This window comes from Arthrobacter sp. UYNi723 (assembly GCF_054057635.1).
On record NZ_JBSRZM010000043.1, the window covers coordinates 1 to 21,495 of the forward strand.

The following is a 21,495-nucleotide window of genomic DNA, read 5'->3' on the forward strand; positions in this document are numbered from 1 at the left end:
CGGGGCAGGCCAGAGTCCGGCCGCGTCCGCGCCGTCACGGTGGGAAAGGGCGGTGAACACTTCGGCGATCGGGCCGGCGGAAGCGGCGAATGCGCCCAGCCAGCCGCGGACCGTGGACGCCGGCCGGCCCAGCCACGCCGCGATCACCCGGTGCCCTGCCCCGCTGGCAGCCTTGGCCTCGATGACGGAGGCGATCACTTCGGCCGTATCGGCCCGCCGGGCCGCCAGATCCACGCCCAACAGCACATGCGTGGCCGAACAATCCGCGCATTGGCCCCGGCGCGGACGCCCGCGCACCAGGGCCAGGTCCGTGCCGGTGCCGTGCCGGATCAGCCGTTCCCGCGCCCAGCCCCACGGCCGGCGTGGTGCTTCGAAACTCCCACGCCGGCCGTTCGCCTTATCCGGACGTCGTCAGCCTGACGCCGCCGACGGCACTAAATCAAGACACCACGGGAAAAACCTGCATTGTCATCGCCAGAGACGCCCCTACCGCCAAACACTGCGACGCATAACACCTTGGAGCTGCAGAATAGTTCAGAACTTCGATCGGCTATCGTCATCGTTCAGGATTAGTCTTCGAGGAGGAGTGCGCCGAGCGTTGACCGATAGCGTGCGCCGGGTTCACGAGGAGTCTCGTGAACCCGGGGCAGACTCTTGGGGTTGGCGACACCGGTGTCTCGGCTGCTCCTATGGGTCCTGCGAATACTTCTCAGGAGTAGGGTTGCCCTAGCCGACGAAGGGGTCAACATGAGCTACAAATATCGAACCGTCCGGGTTCGCGGTACCGAGCTGGTTGGAACAATTGCCCGGAAGCATGGAAGCGGACCTGACATCTACGAAACGTCCAAGGACCCGAGCACATCAGTGGTTCCGGTGTTCTTCGAGGCAACTGGCGAGGTCCGTTTTTTCGACAGGTCGATGCTGGAGGACGTCGTGGCGCCTGTCAGTTAGCAGCGAAAGTACAGCAATGGTCATGGGTGTGGAAGCCTATCCGCAGTTAGCGATGAAGGCAGAATCGGTGGCGCGGTTCCACCCCGCTGATCGACGGCAACAACGCACCGCGTGGACTCTGATGGTTCTGATGCTCTTGATTAACGCCCACCGCCATGACTTCAGCACCGATGCGGCATTTGATCTCGTCGTCGGTGTAGCCGCCGGCGATGTCTTCCTTGAAGTCAGCGCGATAATGATTGCTACGCATCTCGTCAGGCGGTAGCCGCGAGGTTCGTGGGCTGGCCGGTTGGGCAGCGTGGGTTCCTGGCTGGTCATGTGAGTCTGCGCCGGTCGTGCCATGGGATGACTGACAGGAGGTGACAGCGGCCATGAACATCTCTGAGCTGACCAGGAGGATGGATGAGCTCCTTTCGGATTGTGCTCGGTGTCTTCGCGCTGTCACCTCTCCATGCGATCCGCACGCGGTTCCGACATGACCGCCCGACGAAATGTTCGTTAAGCCCTGCGATGAGTCCACGCAATGTCGGGCTGTCGGTCGCCCCCAAGTATCAACGCTCTGTTGGGGTTGGCTGCTGGTCGGGCAAAGGCCGGGCGGCAGCCCGCTGCGGCACAGCCGACAGAGTCCGAGAACCGCGTCGGAGTGATGGCGTGTGGGACCGTGACTCGCCTATGCGTGCCGTGTTGTCGTAGCTCAGAGGCATTTCAGGCCGAGTGTTTGGACAAATTTCCGAAGAAGTGTGGACACGCGCATGCGTCTTCTTCTAGGCACCTCACCAACCGCATCACGAAGATCGGCGGGCTCGCGCGCTTATACCTCGGGCCGCGGGCATAAGGCATCTTCGGTTTGTCCTTTGCCGCCACCGGCGTCCAGACGTCCTGGTTGGGTCGGTTGGTGCCATCCCCGGCCGGTCTGGGTTTCCTGGCGGGGTTAGCCAGGCCGACCAGTGCGGGTGGTTCCGTATCGTGGCCGTGCCTGCGGTAGTTACGTCAGCCCAGCGCCTCCGCAACTTCAAGAGCCGCCTGGCTGGAGTGCAGCGGCGACCACAGCGTGTTTGCCGTGATGGACCGAGGGGGTGGCACGGCTCCGTCAGGTCTCGGCGTGGTCCTGCCGCTCAAGCAGACGCGATAGGCCGTAGCCGATGAGGACGCCCCAGAATGCGGCATGGATGTTGAAGAGATCCAGGCCGGAGATGGTTACGACGAAAGTCACCAAAGCTCCCAGCGTGAAGTTGGTGGCGAAGGCGGTAACGAAGGCCTGTTGCAGGGCACGCAGCATAGCGATTCCCCCCAGGGCCAGAACGAAAGCTTCGGGGGTGGCCAGCATGAGGCGGGTGAGCATGGGGGCCAACAGAGCGCAGGCCAGGGACAGCAGTCCGTAGACCACTGCGGCCGTGTACTGGCGCTTTTTTTGCCCGGAGGCGGTCAGAAGTGCGTTGGTAGGTCCGGTGACGCAGGCGGAGACCGCGCCGAATGTGGCATTGAGCAAGGAGAACACGCCGGAGCTCATCGCGAAGACATTGACCGGAGGGTTGTGCCCTGCGGCCCTGAGCACAGCCGCGCCCTGTCCGTTCTGCACCACCAGGACCGTGAGTGCCAACGGGATCACCAATTCCAGTTGGGCGGCCCACGTGAACGCGGGGGCAGTGAACACGGGTACGGCCAGGATCGGTCCGCCCTGTGCCATCGCGAACCGGCCACTGAGGACGACGGCGACGACGCCTGCCGCCAAACTGCCGAGTACCGGAGGGAGGCGTCTGCCCAGGGAGGGCACGGCGGTGAGTACAAGGAACGCCACCACCATGGGTGCTGCCACTGTAGGGTCGGCCCGTGTGGAGGAGACGATGTCCGTCCCGAACCGCAGGAATACGGCGGCAACCATGGCCATGACGATCGGCACGGGAATGGCGGCCATGATCGGACGCACTGCTCCGGACAAACCAAGTGCAAGAATCAGGACCCCGGCGGAGAAGAACGCCCCGACCACCTCCGGAAACGACAGATGCTGCAGCGACGGCCCCAACAGCACGGTGCCCGGGATGGACCAGGCGAAGCCCAACGGCTGGCGATAGATCAGTGACATGACCAGCGTCGCCGCGCCGGCTGAGAGGAAAATGGCGAAGACCCACGACGCGAGCTGGGCCTCAGTCAGTCCACCGAGCGACCCGACGGTTAGCGTGACCGCTACCGGCCCGGATGCGGAAAAAGCCAGGCCGACGAGCCCGTTCGAGGCGTAGTGTGGGCCGATGTCCCGGATGATGTCGCGCGGGCCAGCCGGACTGAGCCTGGGCCGTTCGAAGAGTGGTTGGGCTCCATGAACCGGGCGGGGTCGTGATCCGGTGGTCACCGACGCGTCCTTAGGGAAGCGGGGCATGATGTCTCCTGAGCGATGACGGAGGTGCGGTCCTGGTGACCAAATTGGGTCGCCGTAGTGGCTGTACAGATTCGTCAGCGGATGGAGTTGGGATGCCTGGACAGGGGCGTAACCCTAATTTTCATGAAGGGATACATCGGGAAGCTGCTCAGGATCTGGTGCAGCTCGTCGTTGGATCCGACGTCGAACACCGAATAGTTCGCGTACTCGCCCACCACTCGCCAGATGGAGGCAAGGCGGCCATCTTGTTGCAGGGCCTGGGAATACTCTTTCTCCAACCCCTGCATGCGGGTGATGTCCTCGGTGGAGAGGTGCGCCGGGAATTGCACGTCCATGCGGGCCAAAAACAGCATAATTCTTCTCCTTGATGGTCGGGCTAGGACAGGCGGTAGGTGGCGAGTTTGTCCTCGTCGATCTCTGCTCCGACCCCCGGCAGATCGCGCACGGAGATCGTGCCGTCGATTATCCGGAGTGGATCAGCCAGCAGGTCGTCGGCCATGTCGAGGAAGTTCGACAGTTCCCCGGCCCGGCGGCTCGTGGCCTCGTGGGCGGCGCCGAAGGTGACGGTCGCAAGCGAGCCGATCTGGGTGTCGATCTGGTTGCCCATGGTTACATCCACGCCGAGCCCGGTGCATAGCCCCAGTATCTCCGTCGCTTCTGTGAAGCCGGAACGGGCGGTCTTGATGCAGATGGCATTGCAGCCACCGGAAAGCAGTTCCCGGGACGCGTCCCCTGCCGTGGGGACGGATTCATCGCCCACCACGGGGATTGGCGATTTATCGACCAGGCGACGGCGGCTCAGCGCTTCCTTGGCGTCGCACGGTTCCTCGAGCATGGTCAGCCCAAGCCCCTCAGTCCTCCGGAGCACTTCAAGGGCTTCGTTCGCGGTCCAGCCGCGGTTCGCGTCAAGGTATATCTCCACGTCTTCGCCCAGTCCCTCCCGCAGCACGTGGCAGGCCTCCACGTCCAGCGACAGCGGCCGACGGCCCACTTTCAGCTTGAAAGTCGTGATGCCATACTCCTGACCGAAACGCAGGGCCTCGTCGAGGAGTACCTGCGCTGGCCGGAAGCCGAGCATGTGGCTGACCCGCATTCGGTCGGTATACCCGCCGAGTAGCTTGTGCACAGGAGTTCGGAGCGTCTTGCCGATCGCGTCCCACACCGCGATGTCTACGGCGCCTTTCGCCACCTGGTTGTGAACGGTCCTGCGCATCACTGCATGGATCTGCTCCCGGTCCACAATCTCGAGACCGGTCAGCTGCGGGGCGAAGGTTTTCTCGATGATCGTCCCGATGGACTCTTGTGTCTCGCCGTAGGTATAAGGACGGGGAGGGGCGTCTGCAACTCCTACGACGCCGTCGTCGGTGTACACACGCACAAGAACGTGGTCAGCGTTTGCCACCTCGCCGCTGGCGAACTTCAGCGGGTGCGTGTACGGGATGGAGTACGGGATCACTTCGATCCGCTCGATCTTCAACGGCTCGGTTCCTTTCGATTGTGCCAGGCAGTCCAGTGGTACTGGGAAGAACGGTGCCCCAGGGCTCATTGCCCTGGGGCACCTCATGGGACGGAAATCATGAACCCGACCATGTCAAAGGAGTTCCTACTTGGACTGTCCCACTTTGGCCAGGACATAGTCATAGGAGGCTTCTTCGCCGGCAGCGCCGTCTGTACGCGGTGTGGTGTTGAGCATCAGCTCCGGCTTGACAGCCGAAGCAATGTCGTCCGCATTGTGCGGGTCACCGGGGAAGTAGAGCTGCTGGGTCACAGACTGGTAGCCGGGCGCTGAAACCTTGATGTGAATGTGGGCCGGGCGCCAGGCGTGCCAGCCCGCAGCACTGATCAGCTGCCCACAGGCTCCATCAGTGGGAATCTGGTACGGAGCCGGGCGCATGGTGTGGAGGACGAATTGTCCTTCGCTGTCGGCCTGCACATTGGCGCGGAACAGCCAGTCCGGCAGACCCGGGGCGTACTGGGAGTAGAAGCCCGCCGCGTCCGCATGCCAAATCTCCAGCTGGGCATCTTGGATCGGGTTGCCGTCAGTGTCGGTGAAGTGGCCGCTGAACTGCAGCGGAACACCATCTTCGTCATCACGCATCTCAACCGTGGCAGGGGAGTCCAGCACCGGGGAGTCCGGGACATAGTAGGGTCCCTCGATGGTGCCTTTGGTGCCGGGCCGGTCCTGTGAGTTGACATCCTCCACGGTGTGCTCAAGCCACACGTCCAGGAATAGCGGCCACTCGCCATCGTTGCCCACCTTGATCAGCCAGGCTTTCAGGGCGTTGTACTCCTCGTAGGTGACTTCGTGTTCGACGACGATGTCGTTAGCGGCTTTGATGAGAGCGCCGGCGAGCAAGCTCACCCTCTCCTTGGAAACGCTCGTTCCCGCGAGCTTGCTCGACGCGGTGAAGCGCTCGGTCGCCTTCGAGCCGGCCTCCACAGCGGTACCCTCATTTTCCTGGCGGGTGTCCAGCTGATTCTCAGTCATAGTGATCTCCACACTCCTAGATGCATCGGAAACGGGATATGAGCCCGTTCCCCGAAACGCGCCGGCCGCAAGCCGTGCACCCGCAGGTTCGCCGGCTTCACGTGGCGTCCATCTCATGCTAGTTAGCTAATAAGGACGAAACAAGGACTCATATGGCATTGATTATGTCGCTACGCGTACATAAAAGAACCCTTGGTCGGCACTAGGGTTTTGCCTGATGTGAGCGCAGTCACCTTGCCGCAGACTGGGTGGGACACATTCATTCCGCCCGAGGGGTTCAGGTGCGGCCGCACAGTCGCTGCCCGCCTACCCGCACCCTCTCCAAAGAAGGAGCACACCATGACCGAGAATCTGACACGTGTCCGTGAGGTCCTGGCTGACGCCGTCGTCGACGATCGAGAGAACGGCGTTATCCGGGCGAAGCGTGAAATCTTCACCGACCGAGAGATCTTTGAACTGGAGATGAAGCACATCTTCGAGGGCAACTGGGTTTACCTTGCCCATGAATCTCAGATTCCCAACGTGGGGGACTACTTCACCACCTACATTGGCCGGACTCCCGTCGTCCTTACCCGGGACAAGGAGGAAAAAATCAACTGCATCGTCAATGCCTGCTCCCACCGTGGCGCCATGCTGTGCAGACGCAAAACCGATAACAGGACCACCTTCACATGTCCTTTCCACGGCTGGACATTCAAGAACTCCGGAGAGCTCCTTAAGGTCAAGGACTCCCGCAATGCCGGCTACCCGGAAACCTTCAACAAGGAGGGCTCGCACGACCTCACCAAGGTAGCCCGCTTCGACTCCTACCGAGGCTTCCTTTTCGGCTCATTGAATCCTGACGTCCTCCCGCTGGAAGAACATTTGGGAGATGCCACCAAGGTCATCGATTCGATTGTGGACCAGTCCCCGGACGGACTCGAAGTCCTGCGCGGGGCTTCCACCTACACCTACGACGGCAACTGGAAGGTCCAGGCGGAAAACGGCGCCGACGGCTACCACGTCACCGCCGTGCACTGGAACTACGCCGCGACGACTGCCCGCCGCACCGCCGGCGATTCCGCCAACAAGACCAAGGCCATGGACGCCGGCAAGTGGGGCAAGGTTAAAGGCGGCTTCTATTCCTACGATCACGGGCACCTGCTGCTGTGGCAGGAGTGGACCAACCCCGAGGACCGTCCCCTGTGGGACCGCCGCGACGAGCTCGTCGAAAAGTATGGCGAGGAGATGGCAAACTTCATGATCAACATCTCACGCAACCTCTGCCTGTACCCGAACGTGTACATCATGGACCAGTTCTCGTCGCAGATCCGTCACTTCCGTCCCATTTCAGCGGACCAGACCGAGGTGACGATCTACTGCATTGCGCCAAAGGGTGAATCCCAGGAAAACCGCTCAAAGCGCATCCGCCAGTATGAGGATTTCTTCAACGCAACCGGCATGGCCACGCCGGACGACCTCGAGGAGTTCCGATCCTGCAACAAGACCTACTGGGCCACATCTGCGCCGTGGAACGATATGACGCGCGGCTCCACCCACGAGATTGCCGGTCCTGACGAGCAGGCTACCGCGCTGGGCATGTCGCGGGTGATCGCCTCCGGTGTGCGCACCGAAGACGAGGGGCTCTACCCGATCCAGCACGGGTACTGGAAGGAAGTAATGGATAAGGCCCTCGCCGACGCGGAATCCGTTGCCCAGGAATCCGTCCCGGTCACGGCGTGATCGAGACTTTCAATCCATACAGAGAGTGCTGAAAACAATGGCCAACCTCATTAACCCCTTGACCGCGCTCAAGAGCGCCGACGAAATCGCGACCCTCGAGACTGTTCGCGCCTTCCTTTACCGGGAAGCCCGGCTACTGGACGACCGCCAGTTCGACGAGTGGCTCGAGTGTTACGACCCGGACTCCGAGTACTGGATGCCGGCGTGGGACGTCGATGACCGACTCACGGTCGACCCCCAGAATGAGATCTCGCTCATCTATTACGACAACCGTGGCGGCATCGAGGACCGGGTATTCCGGATCAAGACGGACCGCTCCTCCGCTACATCCCTCCCTGAGCCGCGCACCGGTCACAACATCACGGACGTTGAAGTCCTGGAGCACGACGGCAGCCAGGTCAAGGTCCGCTTCAACTGGTTCACTTTGTACTTCCGGTACAACACCACCGACACGTATTTCGGCACGAGCTTCTACACCATCGACCTCTCCGGCGAGCAGCCGGTGATCCTGAAAAAGAAGGTTGTACTGAAGAACGACTACATCCACCACGTGGTGGATGTCTACATGATCTGACGGCAGCCCGCCGCCCGTACGGCGCGGCCGCAGCGGGGAGGCCAGGAGCGGCCCGCCGCCAAATCCGCTCGTAAGATAACCGCACTAACTTTCCGGGGGTTGCGAGGATGCGACCCCCAACCAGGAGGAATCATGGGCCATCAGGTAGCCCTCAGTTTCGAAGATGGCGTCACCAAAGTCATCAAAGTCGGCGACTACGAGACCGTCATGGACGCGGCCTACAAGGCACGCATCAACATCCCCTCAGACTGTCGGGATGGCGCTTGCGGCACGTGCAAGGCGTTTTGCGACTCCGGCTCTTTCGACCCCGGGGACTATATCGACGACGCCATGACCGAAGAGGAGCTTGAGAAGGGCTACCTCCTTACCTGCCAGGCCGTTCCGGAATCGGACCTCGCCATCCAGATCCCGGCCACTTCCGAATCCGCGAAAACCTCAGCTGCCACTTTTACTTCCACGCTGAAGGAACTCGACAAGCACTCGGAGTCCACCATCTCCTTCGCTCTGGAGATGCAGAACCGGGAAGCACTGGCTTTCCTGCCCGGCCAGTACGTCAACATCAAGGTCCCGGGCACCGACGCGGAGCGCTCCTACTCGTTCAGCAACGGCCCCGAAGGGATGGATGCGTCCTTCATGGTGCGCATCACCCCGCAAGGCGCGATGTCCGAGTACCTGCGTGACCGCGCGGCAGTAGGGGACACCATCGAGTTCACAGGCCCTTACGGCTCCTTCTTCCTTCGCGAGCCCAAGCGCCCCCTGCTCCTGCTGGCAGGCGGCACCGGCCTGGCCCCGCTCCTGTCCATTCTGGAGAAGTTATCCGAGAACCCCCCGGCCACGCCGGTCCACCTGATTTATGGCGTCTCCCGTGAAGCCGACATCGTGGGACTCGATTGGCTACACACCTACGAAGCGAAGTTGCCGACCTTCACCTGGGATTACATTGCCTCCGAGGCGGATACCTCCGCCCCGCACACGGGATACGTCACGCAGATCATCCAGCCGTCCCACCTCAACGATGGCGACGTCGATATCTACCTTTGCGGACCGCCGCCCATGGTCAATGCCGTCTCCAAGTGGCTGGACACCGAGGGCATACAGCCAGCCAACTTCTACTTTGAACGTTTCGCCCCCAAGGAAACCACCGGCGGGGACGCCGAGACGGGCGCGCCCGCCTCCGCGGAGAAGGTGGAGACCGCAGGCGACACTATTAGCCGCGTGGAAGCCATTTCATCCATGGAGACCGGCCGGCTCGAGTTCCGTAAGGAAGACAGTTTCGCGCACCTGGACGCCCGCATGGGCCTTGAACTTGCCGTGACCGAGCTGATGTTGGGCCGCCTTAGCAAAGAGCAGTTGCACCAGTTCCGTCGTCTTGCCGAAGCGACTACCCGGGCGGTGGACGCCGGAAGGGTTCTCGACCCGGAAGAGTATGTCAGGACCAATGAAGAGTTCCACGAGTACCTGTTCATGATCTCCGACAACCCCATGCTGCTGGAGTCCTACCGTCGGCTCGACGTCCACGCCCAAATGGCAGCCACTTTTGCAGAGGGCACGCATATCTTTGACCGGGTCGCCCAGGACCATCTGGATGTCGTGGGCGCATTTGAGCGCGGCGACAAGGAGCGGGCCCGGGAAGTGATCATGGCTCACGCCCGCGATGCAAAGGGCACCATGGCCGAAGCGATCGACGCCACGGTCAAGGGCTTCTGACGGTGGCGGCGTACTCAGGACAGTTCATCACGCCCGGCCGCTTCGCCGGCAAAGTGGCAGTGGTCACCGGCGCGGCCCAGGGAATCGGGCAGAAGGTCGCTGAGAGGATCGGGGCTGAAGGAGGCTCGGTGGTCCTGGTTGACCGCGCCAACATTGTGCAGGACGTTGCCAAGGGAATCCAGGAAGCCGCCCAGGAGTCTGGCTGCGGCGGGTCAGCCAGCTCCGTTACGGCGGACCTGGAAAGCTTCGCCGGAGCAGAACAGGCAGTGAACGCCGCCTTGGCCCTCCACGGAAGGGTTGACGTGCTCGTCAATAACGTGGGAGGAACCATTTGGGCCCGCCCTTTCGAAGAATACGACGAGGAGAAGATTGAGCGGGAGATCCGCCGTTCGCTGTTCCCCACCCTGTGGTCCTGCCGCGCCGTCCTCCCGGCGATGCTCGCCCAGGAATCGGGCACCATCGTCAACGTCTCCTCAGTGGCCACCCGCGGAATGCACCGCGTCCCCTACGCCGCAGCGAAGGGCGGTGTCAACGCCCTGACCCAGTCCCTGGCCATGGAGGTTGCCGGGCGCGGCATCCGCGTAGTTGCTACCGCCCCGGGCGGCACCGAAGCTCCGCCACGAAAGGTCAAGCGCGGACCGGAAGCCGAGTCAACTACCGAAAAGGCGTGGTACCAGACCATTGTGGACCAGACCGTTGAATCATCCTTTTTGAAGCGGTACGGCACACTGGACGAACAGGCTGCCCCGATCGTATTCCTGGCCTCCGACGAAGCATCCTATGTCACTGGCAGCATCCTTCCGGTGGCAGGCGGAGACCTGGGCTGAGCCTGCTGTGACTGAAACCCGCTGGCGTGGCCGCGACGCGCGGTCGAGTAAGCTTGCCAGCATGATTCCGGGCCACCACCACGGCAACTCCGAGGAGGACCTGGCGCTGCTCGGCCATGCCGAGGTCTTCGAGGAGTTACTGGAGACGCTCCGCACTGTGCGTAAAGGCAACGTGCGTACGGTGGTACTCAGCGGCCCCCGGGGATCCGGGAAGACGGCGGTGTTGGACCTTTTCCTGGAGCACTGCCGGGGCGTCGCGCGTGGCGTGCGGGTACTGTCCGCCACGGGCGATGAATGGGAAGCGCAGCTCCCGCTCGCCGGCTACTCCCAGCTCATGGTCACCCCGCCGCTGCGCTCGGCAAAGGACCCTGGCAGAGGAAACGGCCGTTCCGCGGACCTGGGCGGCATACTCAACCCCGCCCAGGCCGCCAAATATGCGTCCACTCTGGGTGCACACCTAGACGGGCTTCAATTGCACGGGAGCGTGGTGGTTGCCGTTGACGACGTTCAGCATCTGGACGCAGAAACTCTCCACGTCCTCGTCTTCGTCATGCGCCGGCTGCGCAGCAAAAGAGTCCTGTTCCTGGTCACCCTGGATCCCGCTCAGGCCCGGCTGGTGCCAGCCGGCGTATTGGCCTTCCTCACTGGGCATCAGGTTTCCCGTCTTCCACTGGATCCCCTGTCACCGCAGCGGGTCCAGGAGCTCGCACGACGGTGGTTTGGCATCGACCTGAACGCGACGGCCGCCCACGAGATCGTGCGGCATACCGGTGGATGGCCGCAGCCGGTTGTCGAACTTCTCGGCGAGCTTCCACCGGAAACCTGGCAGACATGGTTCTCGTCCTTGCCTCCGAGTTCACGCGTGCGGGCCCAAGTGCGTAGCCTCCTCGCTGCCGCGTCCCCCGACCTGGTAGCTGTGGCTGAGGCCACGTCCGTACTCGGCCGCAATGCCGGGGTGGCTGAGGTTGCCCGTGTCAGCGGGGTCGAATACGTGATGGATGCCCTCGACGAGGGCCACCGGGCCGGACTGCTGGGCCTCTCAGTGGACCAGGCCAACTCGCTGGTGACATTCTTCGAAACGGGAACGACCGAGTCCGTCTACGAGCAGATTGCACCCAGCCAGCGCATGCGCCTGCACCGCAGGGCTGCGGACTCGGTGCAGAATGAGGGCGACCGCCTGGGTCACCGGGTGTCGGCTACCCCGGGACCAGACGAGGCCCTGGCCTCGGAGCTTGAAGAGTACGCCCGGCAACAGGCCCTCGTAGGTGCCTGGCACGATGTCTCGACCGCATTGTTTTCCGCGTCCCGGCTCTCGGGTGACGTCCGGGTCGGCAACGATCGCCAGCTGAGAGCAGTAGATGCCCTCGTGGGGTCCGGCAACATTGCCCAGGCCCAAATGTGGGCCGCCGCCGTCGACGCCATGGCACCCTCGCCACTGCGTTCCTCCGTTCTTGGCTACCTCTCCACTGCGTCCGGACAGAACCACAGCGCCCAAACCCAGTTGGAAATGGCCTGGCGAACAAGCAACCCGCAACGGGACCCGACTGCCGCGGCCCAAGTGGCCCAGCGCCTGGTCCTGCACGGGGTGGCCTCCTGGGATGGCCCTGTCATCACCCGTTGGGCGGAGCAGGCCATGTCACTGACAACGGCGGGCACCCCCGCCCACATCGAATCCGAAGCCATCTACGGGCTGGGACTTTACGCCCAAGGCAGGCTGGCTGAAGCCGAGGCCTCCTATCGCCAGGCTTTCGAACACGCTTCCGAAAACGCCCAAAAGCAACGCGTGCAGATGGGAGCCGGATGGCTGGCCCTGCGGCTGGATGACGCAGAGACAGCGCTTGTAAATTTCGAAGCCGCTGCCCCGACTGAGTTCCGCGGTGGCTCGTTGCGGATCTCGCTGTGGGCAGAGGCGTGGTTGGCCCGCACCCAACTTGTGCTCGGCAACTGGGACGCGGCCGCAGCCACGGTTGCACGCGCCTCGGTGCGGCTCGAGACCTCCCGGATGCCGCTGATCCGCCCCTTACTGTATTGGACCGCCGCCGAACTGTGGTCCATGCGTGGGGATTGGGACCGTGCACGGTACTACGTCTCCCAAGCGGCGGTGCAGCCGGGCACCTATCGCGCCATGCAGGTCCCTGCCAGCCTGGCCCGGGCACGCTTCCATGAGGCACGGGCGGACTACGAAAGCGCATTGGCTGTGCTGCAGCCACTGACGGAGCTGGACCCCTGGACAGAGAACAGGGTGTCGTTTTGGCCGTGGCAGGACTCCTACGTTAACGCCCTGGTCATGACCGACCAGTTGGACGTGGCCGACGCTTTCCTTACCGCCTTCGAGCAGGTGCCGCGGGAGCGGGCCGTGCCGTCAGATCTGGCAAGAATGGCGTGGGCGCGGGGCCGGCTCGTTGCCGCGCAGGGGGATCCAGACATAGCCCGGGAGCATTTCGAGACGGCGCTGGGGCATCTGCGAGGGCTCAACCGGCCATATCTGCGGGCCCGGGTGAGCTTTGCCTTCGGGCAAAGCATGCGACGCGCCGGAAAAAGGCGCTTGGCATCCTCCGTGCTGCGCGTAGCCAGGGATCTCTATGATTCCCTGGGCGCTGCCACGTACGTCGACAGATGCGATCGGGAGCTGAAGGCGACAGGCCTTGACGTCGGCAACATGCCCGATCCATCTGACGCCGTGCTCGTAGCCGTGACAGGACCGCAGGTCCAGCTCACGGCCCAGGAGCAGTCAGTGGCGGAACTCGTGGCGGCCGGGGCCACCAACAAAGAGACTGCCCGTGCACTGTTCCTGGCCGACAAGACTGTCCAATACCACCTGACCCGCATCTATGGGAAGTTCGGGATCCGCTCCCGCAGCGAACTGGCCGCACGTTTCCGCCCCACGGACTGAGGCGCAGGCCACATGGCATCGAACCGGCCCCGCCCCCTATCAGGATCCGGGAGGGCTGGGAGTACGGTTGGGCAGGTCTTTGGTCGCGGCGCCCACGACATCCAGGAAGCTTTGGAGCAGTGATGACCGGTCCTCACGTCGCCACGCCACGGCCAGCTCCACCTCGGGGGCCTGTTCGATATCGCGGTAAACGACGCCCTCAAGCTGCAGGGCACGGACGCTCGCCGGAAGGATGGCAACTCCACTACCGGCAGCCACAAACGAGAGCATCGTGGACGTCTCACTGATGACTTGGGTGATGCGTGGCTGGAAGCCTGCCTCGCGGCAAAGTCCTGCGGTGGTCCGGTAAAGCACCGACTCCGGTGGATAGGAGATAAATTCTTGGTCCTGGAGTTCGTGCACGGCCACTGGCCGGTCCAGGGCCAGGGCGCTGAAGGACGGCAACGCCACGATGAGCGCCTCGCGTGTCACGATGCGGTATTCGATGTCCTGGGAGGCAATGGGCGGGCGCAATAGGGCCGCATCCAAGGTGCCATCCCTTAGACCGGCCTCCATGGCCGGGGTGAGCATCTCGCCATGTAGATTCAGCGACAGCCCAGGGAGTACCTGCTTGGCGCGTCGAACGATCGGGGGCATGACTCCGTAGGTCGCTGAGCCGGAGAAGCCCACGCGCAGAACACCCGATGCGCCCTGTCCCACCTGATATACGTCAGCCCGGAGTGTTCCGACCGCATTGACGATCTGCCGTCCCCGGTCCAGCAGCGCCTGCCCCGCGGCCGTGAGTTCCACTCTGCGGGTGGTGCGGTTCAGCAGGCGCACACCCAGTTGCTCTTCCAGCTGGCGGATCTGCTGGGACAAGGGTGGCTGGGCCATATGCAGGCGTTTGGCGGCACGGCCGAAGTGGCGCTCCTCCGCTACGGCAATAAAGTAGTTCAGCTGCCTGATCTCCATTGGTTGTGCCGTCCCTCCGTATGGCGCTTCCGGTCGCGCGCCGTATTGATTCAGAAATCAAGTATAAAGCCCACCACTCGTGTCAGCGTCAGACATAATGGCAGGCTTGGCAGGGCTAACTGTCCGACAACGGCCGGCCGGGTGCCCAGGCCTGGCCTGGGCACCCTCTCCGTGGATCGGCTCATTTATGGCAGCCGCCAACCGGGCTGCGTCAGAGGCGCATCGGGGGAGTGGCGGTGCTAAGTTCCTCTTCCACGGGCCGCTCCACGATTTCCTCGGCCCTGTGCTCGGCTTCTTCCAGCTTGCGCTGACGGGGGACCAAGACCGTGACAATTGCACCCAGCAGGGCGACGCCGCCGTAGATGTAAAACGCGGTGGCTCCGCCGATTCCCGCCGCCGCCAGCCAACCGCCGATGATTGGTCCGAGAATGCCGCCCAAGCGGCCCACGCTGGCACACCAGGCCACACCGGCCGCCCGGGCGTTAGTGGTGAAGTAGTTGGACTGGAAACCGTAAACCAGCACCTGGGTGCCGAGGGTGCCCACTCCGGCGATGGCGATGCACAGGAACAACATCGGCAGGGGGAAGCCGAAGGTCATCAGCACCAGGGTGATAGTGGCCAGCACGAAGGTGCTGGCTATGACCCGCTGGGGACCCGCCTTGTCAGCGTAGCGCGAGAGCAGCAAACCTCCCGCCACCGCACCGAGGTTCAACGCCAATGGGAAGAACAGGGCGTATGTCCGCCCGTAGCCGTATCCCTCCATGATTTTCGGCAGCCACGTGTTCAAGCCGTAGGTCAGCAGCAGGCCGGAGAAAGACATCAAGCCCAGAAGCACGGAAGCCACGGCGAACTGTTTGGAAAACACGGCCGCGAAGCCAGTCTTCTGCGGGGCGGCGCCTATCTGCCGAATGACCTGTTCTTCAATGAGCGAAACGCCGGTCCGCTGCGAAGCAGCCTGGGCCTCATCCTCACGGCCGCGGGCCAGCAGCCAGCGGGGGGACTCGGGGAGCTTGAACCAAGCGATGGGCAGGAGCAGTACGAGGGGGAGGGCGCCGATCATGAACAGTCCGCGCCATCCAATGTCATTGAGGAGCAGAATGCCCATGACGGAGGCGAACACGCCGCCAGCGGGGACACCAGAGTAGACAATCGCGTTGTAGAACTGACGCCGACCGGCTGGCGCGAACTCTGCCATGGTGGCGCCTGCGGTGGCGATGACGACACCGAGTCCCACCCCCGTGATGAAACGCATAGCGCCGAAGGACGTCACGGTTGTGGTCAGCGCCGTGACGAACATCCCAACCGAGAACCAGGCGATACCCAGGAGCATGAGTCGGCGGCGGCCGAAGAAGTCGCCGACCGCCCCGCAGACCAGCGACCCGACCAGCACACCAACCAGCGCCCACGAGCCCAAGAGGCCGGCAGCGGCGGCATCGAAGGCGCCAATCTGGCTTGGGTCGGCGAGCAGTCCCGGCAGGACGGTGCCGTATACGACAAGGTCGTAGCCATCGAACAAAAGTGCGGTGCAGATGACGAAGGCCACCCAGTTTGCGGTGCGCGCCTCTTTGCGCGGGTCTTCGGCGATGACGGTGTGGAGCATAGCCATATGCCTGTCCTCTCTGACGGAGCATGGATGGAGTGCCATGGGGGTGAACCTGTGTCCCTTGGCTTGGTCCAGTGTCGCAGAGGTGTGACGCCCGCCATATGCGGTAAATACCCGGGATTAGGCCGGGGTGCGATTCATACATTTCAGATATCAATCAGACGCGGCTAGGCCTATCTTGGAAAAAGTAGGAAAGGTGCCAGTAAAGAAATGCTCCTTCAGTGCGGAAGCGTGGGTGGTTCAGGTTTCCGCTGCAGAGGATTTGCGGAACTCCGACGGCGACATGCCAAACTCGGACTTGAAAGCCTTGGCGAGCCACTGGGCGTCATGGATGCACCATCTCGCCGCTACTTCGGCGATGGTGAGATGGGTAGTGCGGTAATCAGCAAGGTCACGGTGGACCGCCAGCAATCCCTTCCGAACCCGATCGGTCAGCCCCGAACCGGTTCCCGCGAACACCCGCTGAACCGTTCGCACGGAGACATGGTGGGAGGAAGCGATCTGCTTCAGGCCCAAGTTCGGGTCGTGTAGGTTTCGATCGATATAAGACTCGATTTCATGCCGGAAGAACTCGGCCATGTGCTCGGACCCGGACTCGGGCTCGTAGTCCTGCAGGACTACGCTGGCCAACAGTGCTTCACCGGCCGCGGCCAGGTGGTTCCAGACTGCCGGTGCGGGGACAGCCATGGAAGCGCAGGCGCTTATGAACTGGTCCAGTACCGTTCCGACCCCCGTTGTGGCTGACCAGGGGTGCGCCCTCGCTTCGTCAACGGCCTGTGCGTGATCGACTATCTGTAGGCCGTTTCAGCCAGGAATTTGAGCCAAGTTGGTGGCTCGTTTCAGGCCAAAAGAGCGTTAAGAATCAGGCCGGTTTTTTCTTCCCGAAATCATGGTTTCGGGGGCTTGCCTGGAGATAGAGGGTCAATCGTCTTTTGCCACGCACGTAAACGTTGCTGTCCGCAGCGGAGTAAAGGTGGACGGGGACCTTCCGCTGGAGCTGCTCGGACCACTCGGCTGCGGCCTCCAGACAGGGGCCGGTGCTGTCATCAACTCCTTGGACGTACGACCCGGTTCCAGCATTGTCGTCTTCGGCACCGGGGCTGTCGGCTGCGCATCTCTCATGGCCGCCGCCGCTGTTGGTGCGACAACAATTGTTGCCGTCGACATCGTTGAGTCCCGGCTGACCACTGCAAAGGAGCTAGGGGCCACCCACGCTATCAACAGCCGCTCCACGGACGTGACAGCAGAGATAGCGCTGATCACCGGTGAGCGCGGCGTCGACTATGCCCTGGACACCACGGGTATTCCTGCCGTCCTGCGCCAGGCAGCCGACATCCTGGGGACCGGTGGAACGGTGGCCCTCGTCGGGGCCCCGGCCCCGGGAACGGAGGTGTCCTTCGAAATTGGTGGTTCGTTACTCAAAGGATGGCACTTCCGCACCATTATCGAAGGAGATTCCGTGCCCCAGGTGTTCATTCCCCAGCTCATCCGACTCTGGCAGCAAGGAAAGTTCCCGCTGGAAAAGTTGACCAAAACGTTTGCGTTTGCCGACATTAACGAAGCTTTCGACGCTTCCGAGTCCGGCGAAGTCATCAAGCCTGTCCTGGTCTTCTAAACACCGGCGGACCCAAAGCGGGGGCCGCCTCGATTCCACTTCACCCAAATACGAACCTCCCATGAGCAAAAACCATGACAACGACCACCTTGGAAATCACGGCGACGTTTGCCGGCCTACCCGTCACCCAGCAGTTCATCGGCGGGACGTGGCGTGACGGCAGGTCCGAGAGGACTTTGACAGTCACGAATCCATACGACGACTCGGTGCTGGCTTCCATCCGCCAGGCCAACAAATAGGACCTGGACGAGGTATATAGTGCTGCCGAAGCGGCGCAAAAGGAGTGGGCCGCCCAGCCTCCTGCCGCCCGCCGCCAGGTGATTCTCCGGGCAGCGCAGATCCTGGAGGAGCGTTGCGAGGAGATTGTGGATTGGCTCATCAAAGAGTCGGGATCCACCGTGGGCAAGGCCCAGGTTGAGGTTTCCCTGGCCGCCGGGATTACTCTGGAGGCGTCTTCCTTCCCCACCCGCGTTCACGGTCGCATTGTCGAGTCCAACACGCCCGGCAAAGAGTTGCGCGTCTACCGCCGCCCCATCGGCGTAGTCGGCGTCATCAGCCCGTGGAATTTTAAGCTCCACCTGTCCGAGCGTTCAGTAGCCCCGGCCCTCGCCTTGGGCAATGCCGTTGTACTCAAGCCGGCCAGTGACACACCAGTTACAGGCGGGCTGATCCTCGCGAGGGTATTCGAGGAAGCGGGGTTGCCGGCCGGAGTGCTGAACGTGGTGGTGGGCGCCGGATCCGAGATCGGCGATGACTTCGTAACCCATCCCGTCCCCGGGCTGATTTCCTTCACGGGGTCGACGCCGATCGGGCAGGAACGTTGGCAAACTTGCGGCCGGTGGAAAGCACCTCAAGCACGTCGCCTTGGAACTCGGCGGTAACGCGCCCCTGGTGGTCCTTGCGGACGCGAACCTGGACGCTGCGGTCGAAGCTGCCGTCTTGGGCAAGTTCCTGCATCAGGGACAGATCTGCATGGCGGTCAACCGCATCATTGTTGAGGCAGCGCTTTACGATGAATTCGTAGCGCGCTTCACCGCCGCGGCCTCCGGCGTCCCCTTCGGCGATCCCTCTTCCCCGCAGACCCTGGTGGGCCCGGTGGTTAACGACACCCAGCTTGCAGGGCTGAAAACGAAATCGCAACAGCCAAGGCTGAGGGCGCCCGCACCGTCCTTGAAGGCGAAATCACACGCCGGGTCGTACCGCCGCACGTGTTCGCCGACCTCAGTCCCGACATGGAGATTGCCCGCGAGGAGATATTTGGACCTTTGGTGGGCATCATCGAGGCCAACGACGAAGCCCACGCCCTGGAATTGGCCAACGCCAGCGAATGCGGACTTTCCAGTTCCGTGTTCACTCGGGACCTCGATCGCGGCGTGCAGTTCGGCCTGGGCTTCAAGGCCGGTATGACGCATATCAATGAGATGCCGGTCCATGACGAATCGCATGTGCCTTTCGGCGGCGAGGCTAACTCCGGACTGGGCCGGTTGAACGGCGACTGGGCTATCGCTGAATTCACCACCGACCACACGGTCGGAGTCAAGCGTCTCTAATGCCGGTTGCCCCGCCGATGCACGGTTATGCGTGCATCGGCGGGCACTTCCGTTTCCATCGTGCCGCCATCAGCCATCACGAACCGTATGGATCGGTACGATTTCCATATGAATCAGCGGCACGGATTGCCAGCCGGCATCCAGGCCAATGGATAAGGTGAATTCATGATCAATCCCGCACGCCTGCACTCGGACCTGTCCCGCCTCGGCCGGGAGACCGATATGTTCATGGCCACCGTAGAGTCTCTGTCCGACGAAGAAATGAAGGCTCCATCCATGTGCAGGGGTTGGACCCGGGCGGATGTCATCGCCCACATCGCTTCGAACGGCCAGGCCTTAGTCAAGCTCATCGACTGGGCTACCTCCGGCGAAGAGCAGCAACTCTACGCCTCGCAGGAGGCTCGCGCCCGCGAGATAGCCGAGCTGGCCGCCCTGCCTCGCCAGGAACTGCTGGGCAAACTCCGCCAGTCCTCCGCCTATTTCGCCGAACAGGCCCTTCGGCTGGGCGGGGAGATCGCCGTCGAGGCGGTGCATTTGCACGGTAAGCAGATTCCTGCGACGTCCATTGTGGCGTTGCGTATCGCTGAGGTCGTGGTGCACCACCACGACCTCGACACGGCCTGGACCATAGAGGAAGCGGACCCGGACTCGGTACTCAACGCCTTGGAAGCCGCCGTGCGCACGATGCGCGCCCAGGGGGCGCCGGGGATGACGCTCCTGACGGAGGAACGCGACAAGTGGGTGATCGGCGACGGCGCCCTGCGCGTCATGTCCGACCGCGAGGGATTGCTCGAATGGCTGGCCCGCGGTGTTAGCGACAACGTCGAGGCTGACGGCCCTCTGCCCACACTGCCGTCCTGGTAAGCCCTGTATGATTTCCTCGGGTCGTCCGATCGCCCAGGTTGCGCCGGATATCGGCGTGAACGAGGGCACGCTGGGGACGTGGGTGCGCAAATACCGTGAGGACCATCCAGATCGGTTCCTCACCGAGGAGAAGGCATCCGTGCCGTGGGACGAGCACCAGAAGGCCTGGGCGGAGAACGCGAAGCTGCAGCAGGAAATTGAGTTCCTGGGAAAAGTCAGCGCCTTCTTTGCAGCGAAGCAACGGTAGAGGATTTCTACGAGTTCATCGAAGCTGAGAAGGCGAACCATCCGGTCGACTGGCTCTGCAGGACCCTGAAGGTCTCCCGGCCTCGTTCTACCGGTGGCGTAAGCCTGCGGGCCCGTCCCCGCGGACCGTTCGCCGCCGGGCTGTGGCCGGAAAGTTCAACGACGCCAAGGGCAAGGCCGGCAGGGACCAGCTGACCCGGATGCACAACGAGGACGGGATCCGCGTTTCACAACCCACAGTTGGGGACATCATGCGCGAGCAGGGCCTACGTGCCGTACGGACCCGGGCGTGGAAGAAGACTACCGAGCAGGATTCGCAGGCGAAGACCGCCCATATCGAGAACCACATGCTTGACGGAAACGGCAAGCGGGACTTCTCTTCGGAGGTGCCCGGCACGCGGCTGTGCGTGGACATCACGTACCTGAAGACGGGAGAGGGCTGGTTGTATCTGGCCACCGTGATCGATTTGTGCACCGGCATGGTGATCGGCTGGAACCTGGACCGCCACATGCGCACCGAGCTGTGCACCGGGGCGCTGGCCATGGCCCGCGATCACGGCTACCTGCACGCGGATGGGGCGGTTTTCCATTCGGATTATGCCGAGGAACCCGTCACCCAATCCATGGGCAAGGTCGGCGTGTGCTGGGACTGTCAGACGCAGTCGCCGAGAATTTCTTCTCGCACCTGAAGACCGAGTTCTATCACCAACCACATCTTCACCAGCCGGCTCGCCGCCCGCACCTCGGTCATGGACTATATCGAGTCCTGGTACAACCGAAAACGGCCCAACGCCAGAGCAGGCCACCGCCCCCGTTACCTTTTTAGTAGCCCTTAACGAGTAAGAATTGGGGGTTGTTGGCCTGTCGGTCCCGGCATGATTAAGTCCCCCAGTCATCAATGATCCGGGGGGTGTTGTCACAGGGATTCGATAGGCGCCAGGGGATCGCTAATGGGGACCGGACCAGCGCAATGAAACACCGCGTAGGTCAGCCGTAACGTGGATGCCGAGCCTTGCCGCCGCAGGACATGCCAACACAGATTTGACGGACACAAATTCTGGGAGGTTTGCGTTGATCAAGGACCATGAACTCGTCGACATCTTCATCGGTGTTGACGTCGGCAAGAGCAA

General features: G+C 62.7%; 21 protein-coding genes and 1 pseudogene. 14 read left to right on the forward strand and 8 right to left on the reverse strand.

Annotation, left to right across the window (positions count from 1 at the left end):
- Positions 1–240: hypothetical protein (locus tag ACVWY0_RS21025; RefSeq protein WP_485838413.1), on the reverse strand; the 240-nt coding region annotated here is incomplete at its 3' end.
- Between the two features lie 507 nt (positions 241–747).
- Here ACVWY0_RS21025 and ACVWY0_RS21030 point away from each other — a divergent pair.
- Both ACVWY0_RS21030 and ACVWY0_RS21035 read left to right on the forward strand, forming a co-directional pair.
- The gene (locus ACVWY0_RS21030) at positions 748–951 is read left to right on the forward strand and encodes a hypothetical protein (protein ID WP_485838414.1); all 204 of its coding nucleotides are present in this window, start codon (positions 748–750) and stop codon (positions 949–951) included.
- A 16-nt stretch (positions 952–967) separates the two neighbouring features.
- Positions 968–1,216 (forward strand): hypothetical protein, encoded by a 249-nt coding sequence (locus tag ACVWY0_RS21035; RefSeq protein WP_485838415.1) that lies wholly within the window; start codon positions 968–970, stop codon positions 1,214–1,216.
- Between the two features lie 825 nt (positions 1,217–2,041).
- Here ACVWY0_RS21035 and ACVWY0_RS21040 read toward each other — a convergent pair.
- From ACVWY0_RS21040 to catA, 4 genes are all read right to left on the reverse strand, one after another.
- A complete protein-coding gene (locus tag ACVWY0_RS21040; RefSeq protein WP_485838416.1) occupies positions 2,042–3,325 on the reverse strand; it encodes a benzoate/H(+) symporter BenE family transporter in 1,284 nt (427 codons plus the stop codon).
- A 74-nt stretch (positions 3,326–3,399) separates the two neighbouring features.
- A complete protein-coding gene (gene catC, locus ACVWY0_RS21045) occupies positions 3,400–3,678 on the reverse strand; it encodes a muconolactone Delta-isomerase (RefSeq protein WP_485838417.1) in 279 nt (92 codons plus the stop codon).
- 23 nt (positions 3,679–3,701) lie between these two features.
- Complete coding sequence (locus tag ACVWY0_RS21050) at positions 3,702–4,802, reverse strand: mandelate racemase/muconate lactonizing enzyme family protein (protein ID WP_485838418.1); 1,101 nt, start codon at positions 4,800–4,802, stop codon at positions 3,702–3,704.
- 126 nt (positions 4,803–4,928) lie between these two features.
- Positions 4,929–5,813 (reverse strand): catechol 1,2-dioxygenase, encoded by an 885-nt coding sequence (gene catA / locus ACVWY0_RS21055; RefSeq protein WP_485838419.1) that lies wholly within the window; start codon positions 5,811–5,813, stop codon positions 4,929–4,931.
- Between the two features lie 339 nt (positions 5,814–6,152).
- On the opposite strand from catA, the gene benA reads away from it, so the two are divergent.
- The 5 genes from benA to ACVWY0_RS21080 all read left to right on the forward strand — a co-directional run bounded on the left by benA (position 6,153) and on the right by ACVWY0_RS21080 (position 13,536).
- On the forward strand, positions 6,153–7,535 hold the full coding sequence (benA, locus tag ACVWY0_RS21060; RefSeq protein WP_485838420.1) for a benzoate 1,2-dioxygenase large subunit: 1,383 nt from the start codon (positions 6,153–6,155) through the stop codon (positions 7,533–7,535).
- A 37-nt stretch (positions 7,536–7,572) separates the two neighbouring features.
- Positions 7,573–8,109, forward strand: coding sequence for a benzoate 1,2-dioxygenase small subunit (benB, locus tag ACVWY0_RS21065; protein WP_485838421.1), 537 nt, complete (start codon positions 7,573–7,575; stop codon positions 8,107–8,109).
- A gap of 132 nt (positions 8,110–8,241) precedes the next feature.
- Positions 8,242–9,816 (forward strand): benzoate 1,2-dioxygenase electron transfer component BenC, encoded by a 1,575-nt coding sequence (gene benC / locus ACVWY0_RS21070; RefSeq protein ID WP_485838422.1) that lies wholly within the window; start codon positions 8,242–8,244, stop codon positions 9,814–9,816.
- A gap of 2 nt (positions 9,817–9,818) precedes the next feature.
- Positions 9,819–10,643, forward strand: coding sequence for a benzoate diol dehydrogenase BenD (gene benD / locus ACVWY0_RS21075; RefSeq protein WP_485838423.1), 825 nt, complete (start codon positions 9,819–9,821; stop codon positions 10,641–10,643).
- Positions 10,644–10,650: 7 nt separating this feature from the next.
- Complete coding sequence (locus tag ACVWY0_RS21080) at positions 10,651–13,536, forward strand: AAA family ATPase (protein WP_485838424.1); 2,886 nt, start codon at positions 10,651–10,653, stop codon at positions 13,534–13,536.
- A 39-nt stretch (positions 13,537–13,575) separates the two neighbouring features.
- Here the strand turns inward: ACVWY0_RS21080 and ACVWY0_RS21085 are convergent, their stop codons facing one another.
- The 3 genes from ACVWY0_RS21085 to ACVWY0_RS21095 form a co-directional block, all read right to left on the reverse strand.
- Entirely contained in the window at positions 13,576–14,487 is a 912-nt protein-coding gene (locus ACVWY0_RS21085) for a LysR substrate-binding domain-containing protein (RefSeq protein ID WP_185263394.1), read from the reverse strand.
- A 211-nt stretch (positions 14,488–14,698) separates the two neighbouring features.
- Positions 14,699–16,093 carry an MFS transporter gene (locus tag ACVWY0_RS21090; RefSeq protein WP_485838425.1) on the reverse strand — a complete coding sequence of 465 codons (1,395 nt, stop codon included), beginning with the start codon at positions 16,091–16,093 and terminating at the stop codon, positions 14,699–14,701.
- A 237-nt stretch (positions 16,094–16,330) separates the two neighbouring features.
- The gene (locus ACVWY0_RS21095) at positions 16,331–16,777 is read right to left on the reverse strand and encodes a helix-turn-helix domain-containing protein (RefSeq protein WP_485838426.1); all 447 of its coding nucleotides are present in this window, start codon (positions 16,775–16,777) and stop codon (positions 16,331–16,333) included.
- 286 nt (positions 16,778–17,063) lie between these two features.
- Between ACVWY0_RS21095 and ACVWY0_RS21100 the strand changes: the two genes are divergently transcribed.
- The 7 genes and pseudogenes from ACVWY0_RS21100 to ACVWY0_RS21130 all read left to right on the forward strand — a co-directional run bounded on the left by ACVWY0_RS21100 (position 17,064) and on the right by ACVWY0_RS21130 (position 21,054).
- Complete coding sequence (locus tag ACVWY0_RS21100; RefSeq protein ID WP_485838427.1) at positions 17,064–17,705, forward strand: zinc-binding dehydrogenase; 642 nt, start codon at positions 17,064–17,066, stop codon at positions 17,703–17,705.
- A 74-nt stretch (positions 17,706–17,779) separates the two neighbouring features.
- Complete coding sequence (locus ACVWY0_RS21105; RefSeq protein ID WP_485838428.1) at positions 17,780–17,944, forward strand: hypothetical protein; 165 nt, start codon at positions 17,780–17,782, stop codon at positions 17,942–17,944.
- Between the two features lie 3 nt (positions 17,945–17,947).
- On the forward strand, positions 17,948–18,586 hold the full coding sequence (locus ACVWY0_RS21110) for an aldehyde dehydrogenase family protein (RefSeq protein WP_485838432.1): 639 nt from the start codon (positions 17,948–17,950) through the stop codon (positions 18,584–18,586).
- Positions 18,561–19,255, forward strand: a pseudogene (locus ACVWY0_RS21115) (aldehyde dehydrogenase family protein); the annotation flags it as partial. The gene ACVWY0_RS21110 and the pseudogene ACVWY0_RS21115, both read left to right, overlap by 26 nt.
- A gap of 165 nt (positions 19,256–19,420) precedes the next feature.
- Complete coding sequence (locus ACVWY0_RS21120) at positions 19,421–20,119, forward strand: maleylpyruvate isomerase family mycothiol-dependent enzyme (RefSeq protein ID WP_485838429.1); 699 nt, start codon at positions 19,421–19,423, stop codon at positions 20,117–20,119.
- 7 nt (positions 20,120–20,126) lie between these two features.
- Positions 20,127–20,366 (forward strand): transposase, encoded by a 240-nt coding sequence (locus ACVWY0_RS21125; protein ID WP_485838430.1) that lies wholly within the window; start codon positions 20,127–20,129, stop codon positions 20,364–20,366.
- 142 nt (positions 20,367–20,508) lie between these two features.
- The gene (locus ACVWY0_RS21130; RefSeq protein WP_485838431.1) at positions 20,509–21,054 is read left to right on the forward strand and encodes a DDE-type integrase/transposase/recombinase; all 546 of its coding nucleotides are present in this window, start codon (positions 20,509–20,511) and stop codon (positions 21,052–21,054) included.
- The last annotated feature ends 441 nt before the right edge of the window (positions 21,055–21,495 follow it).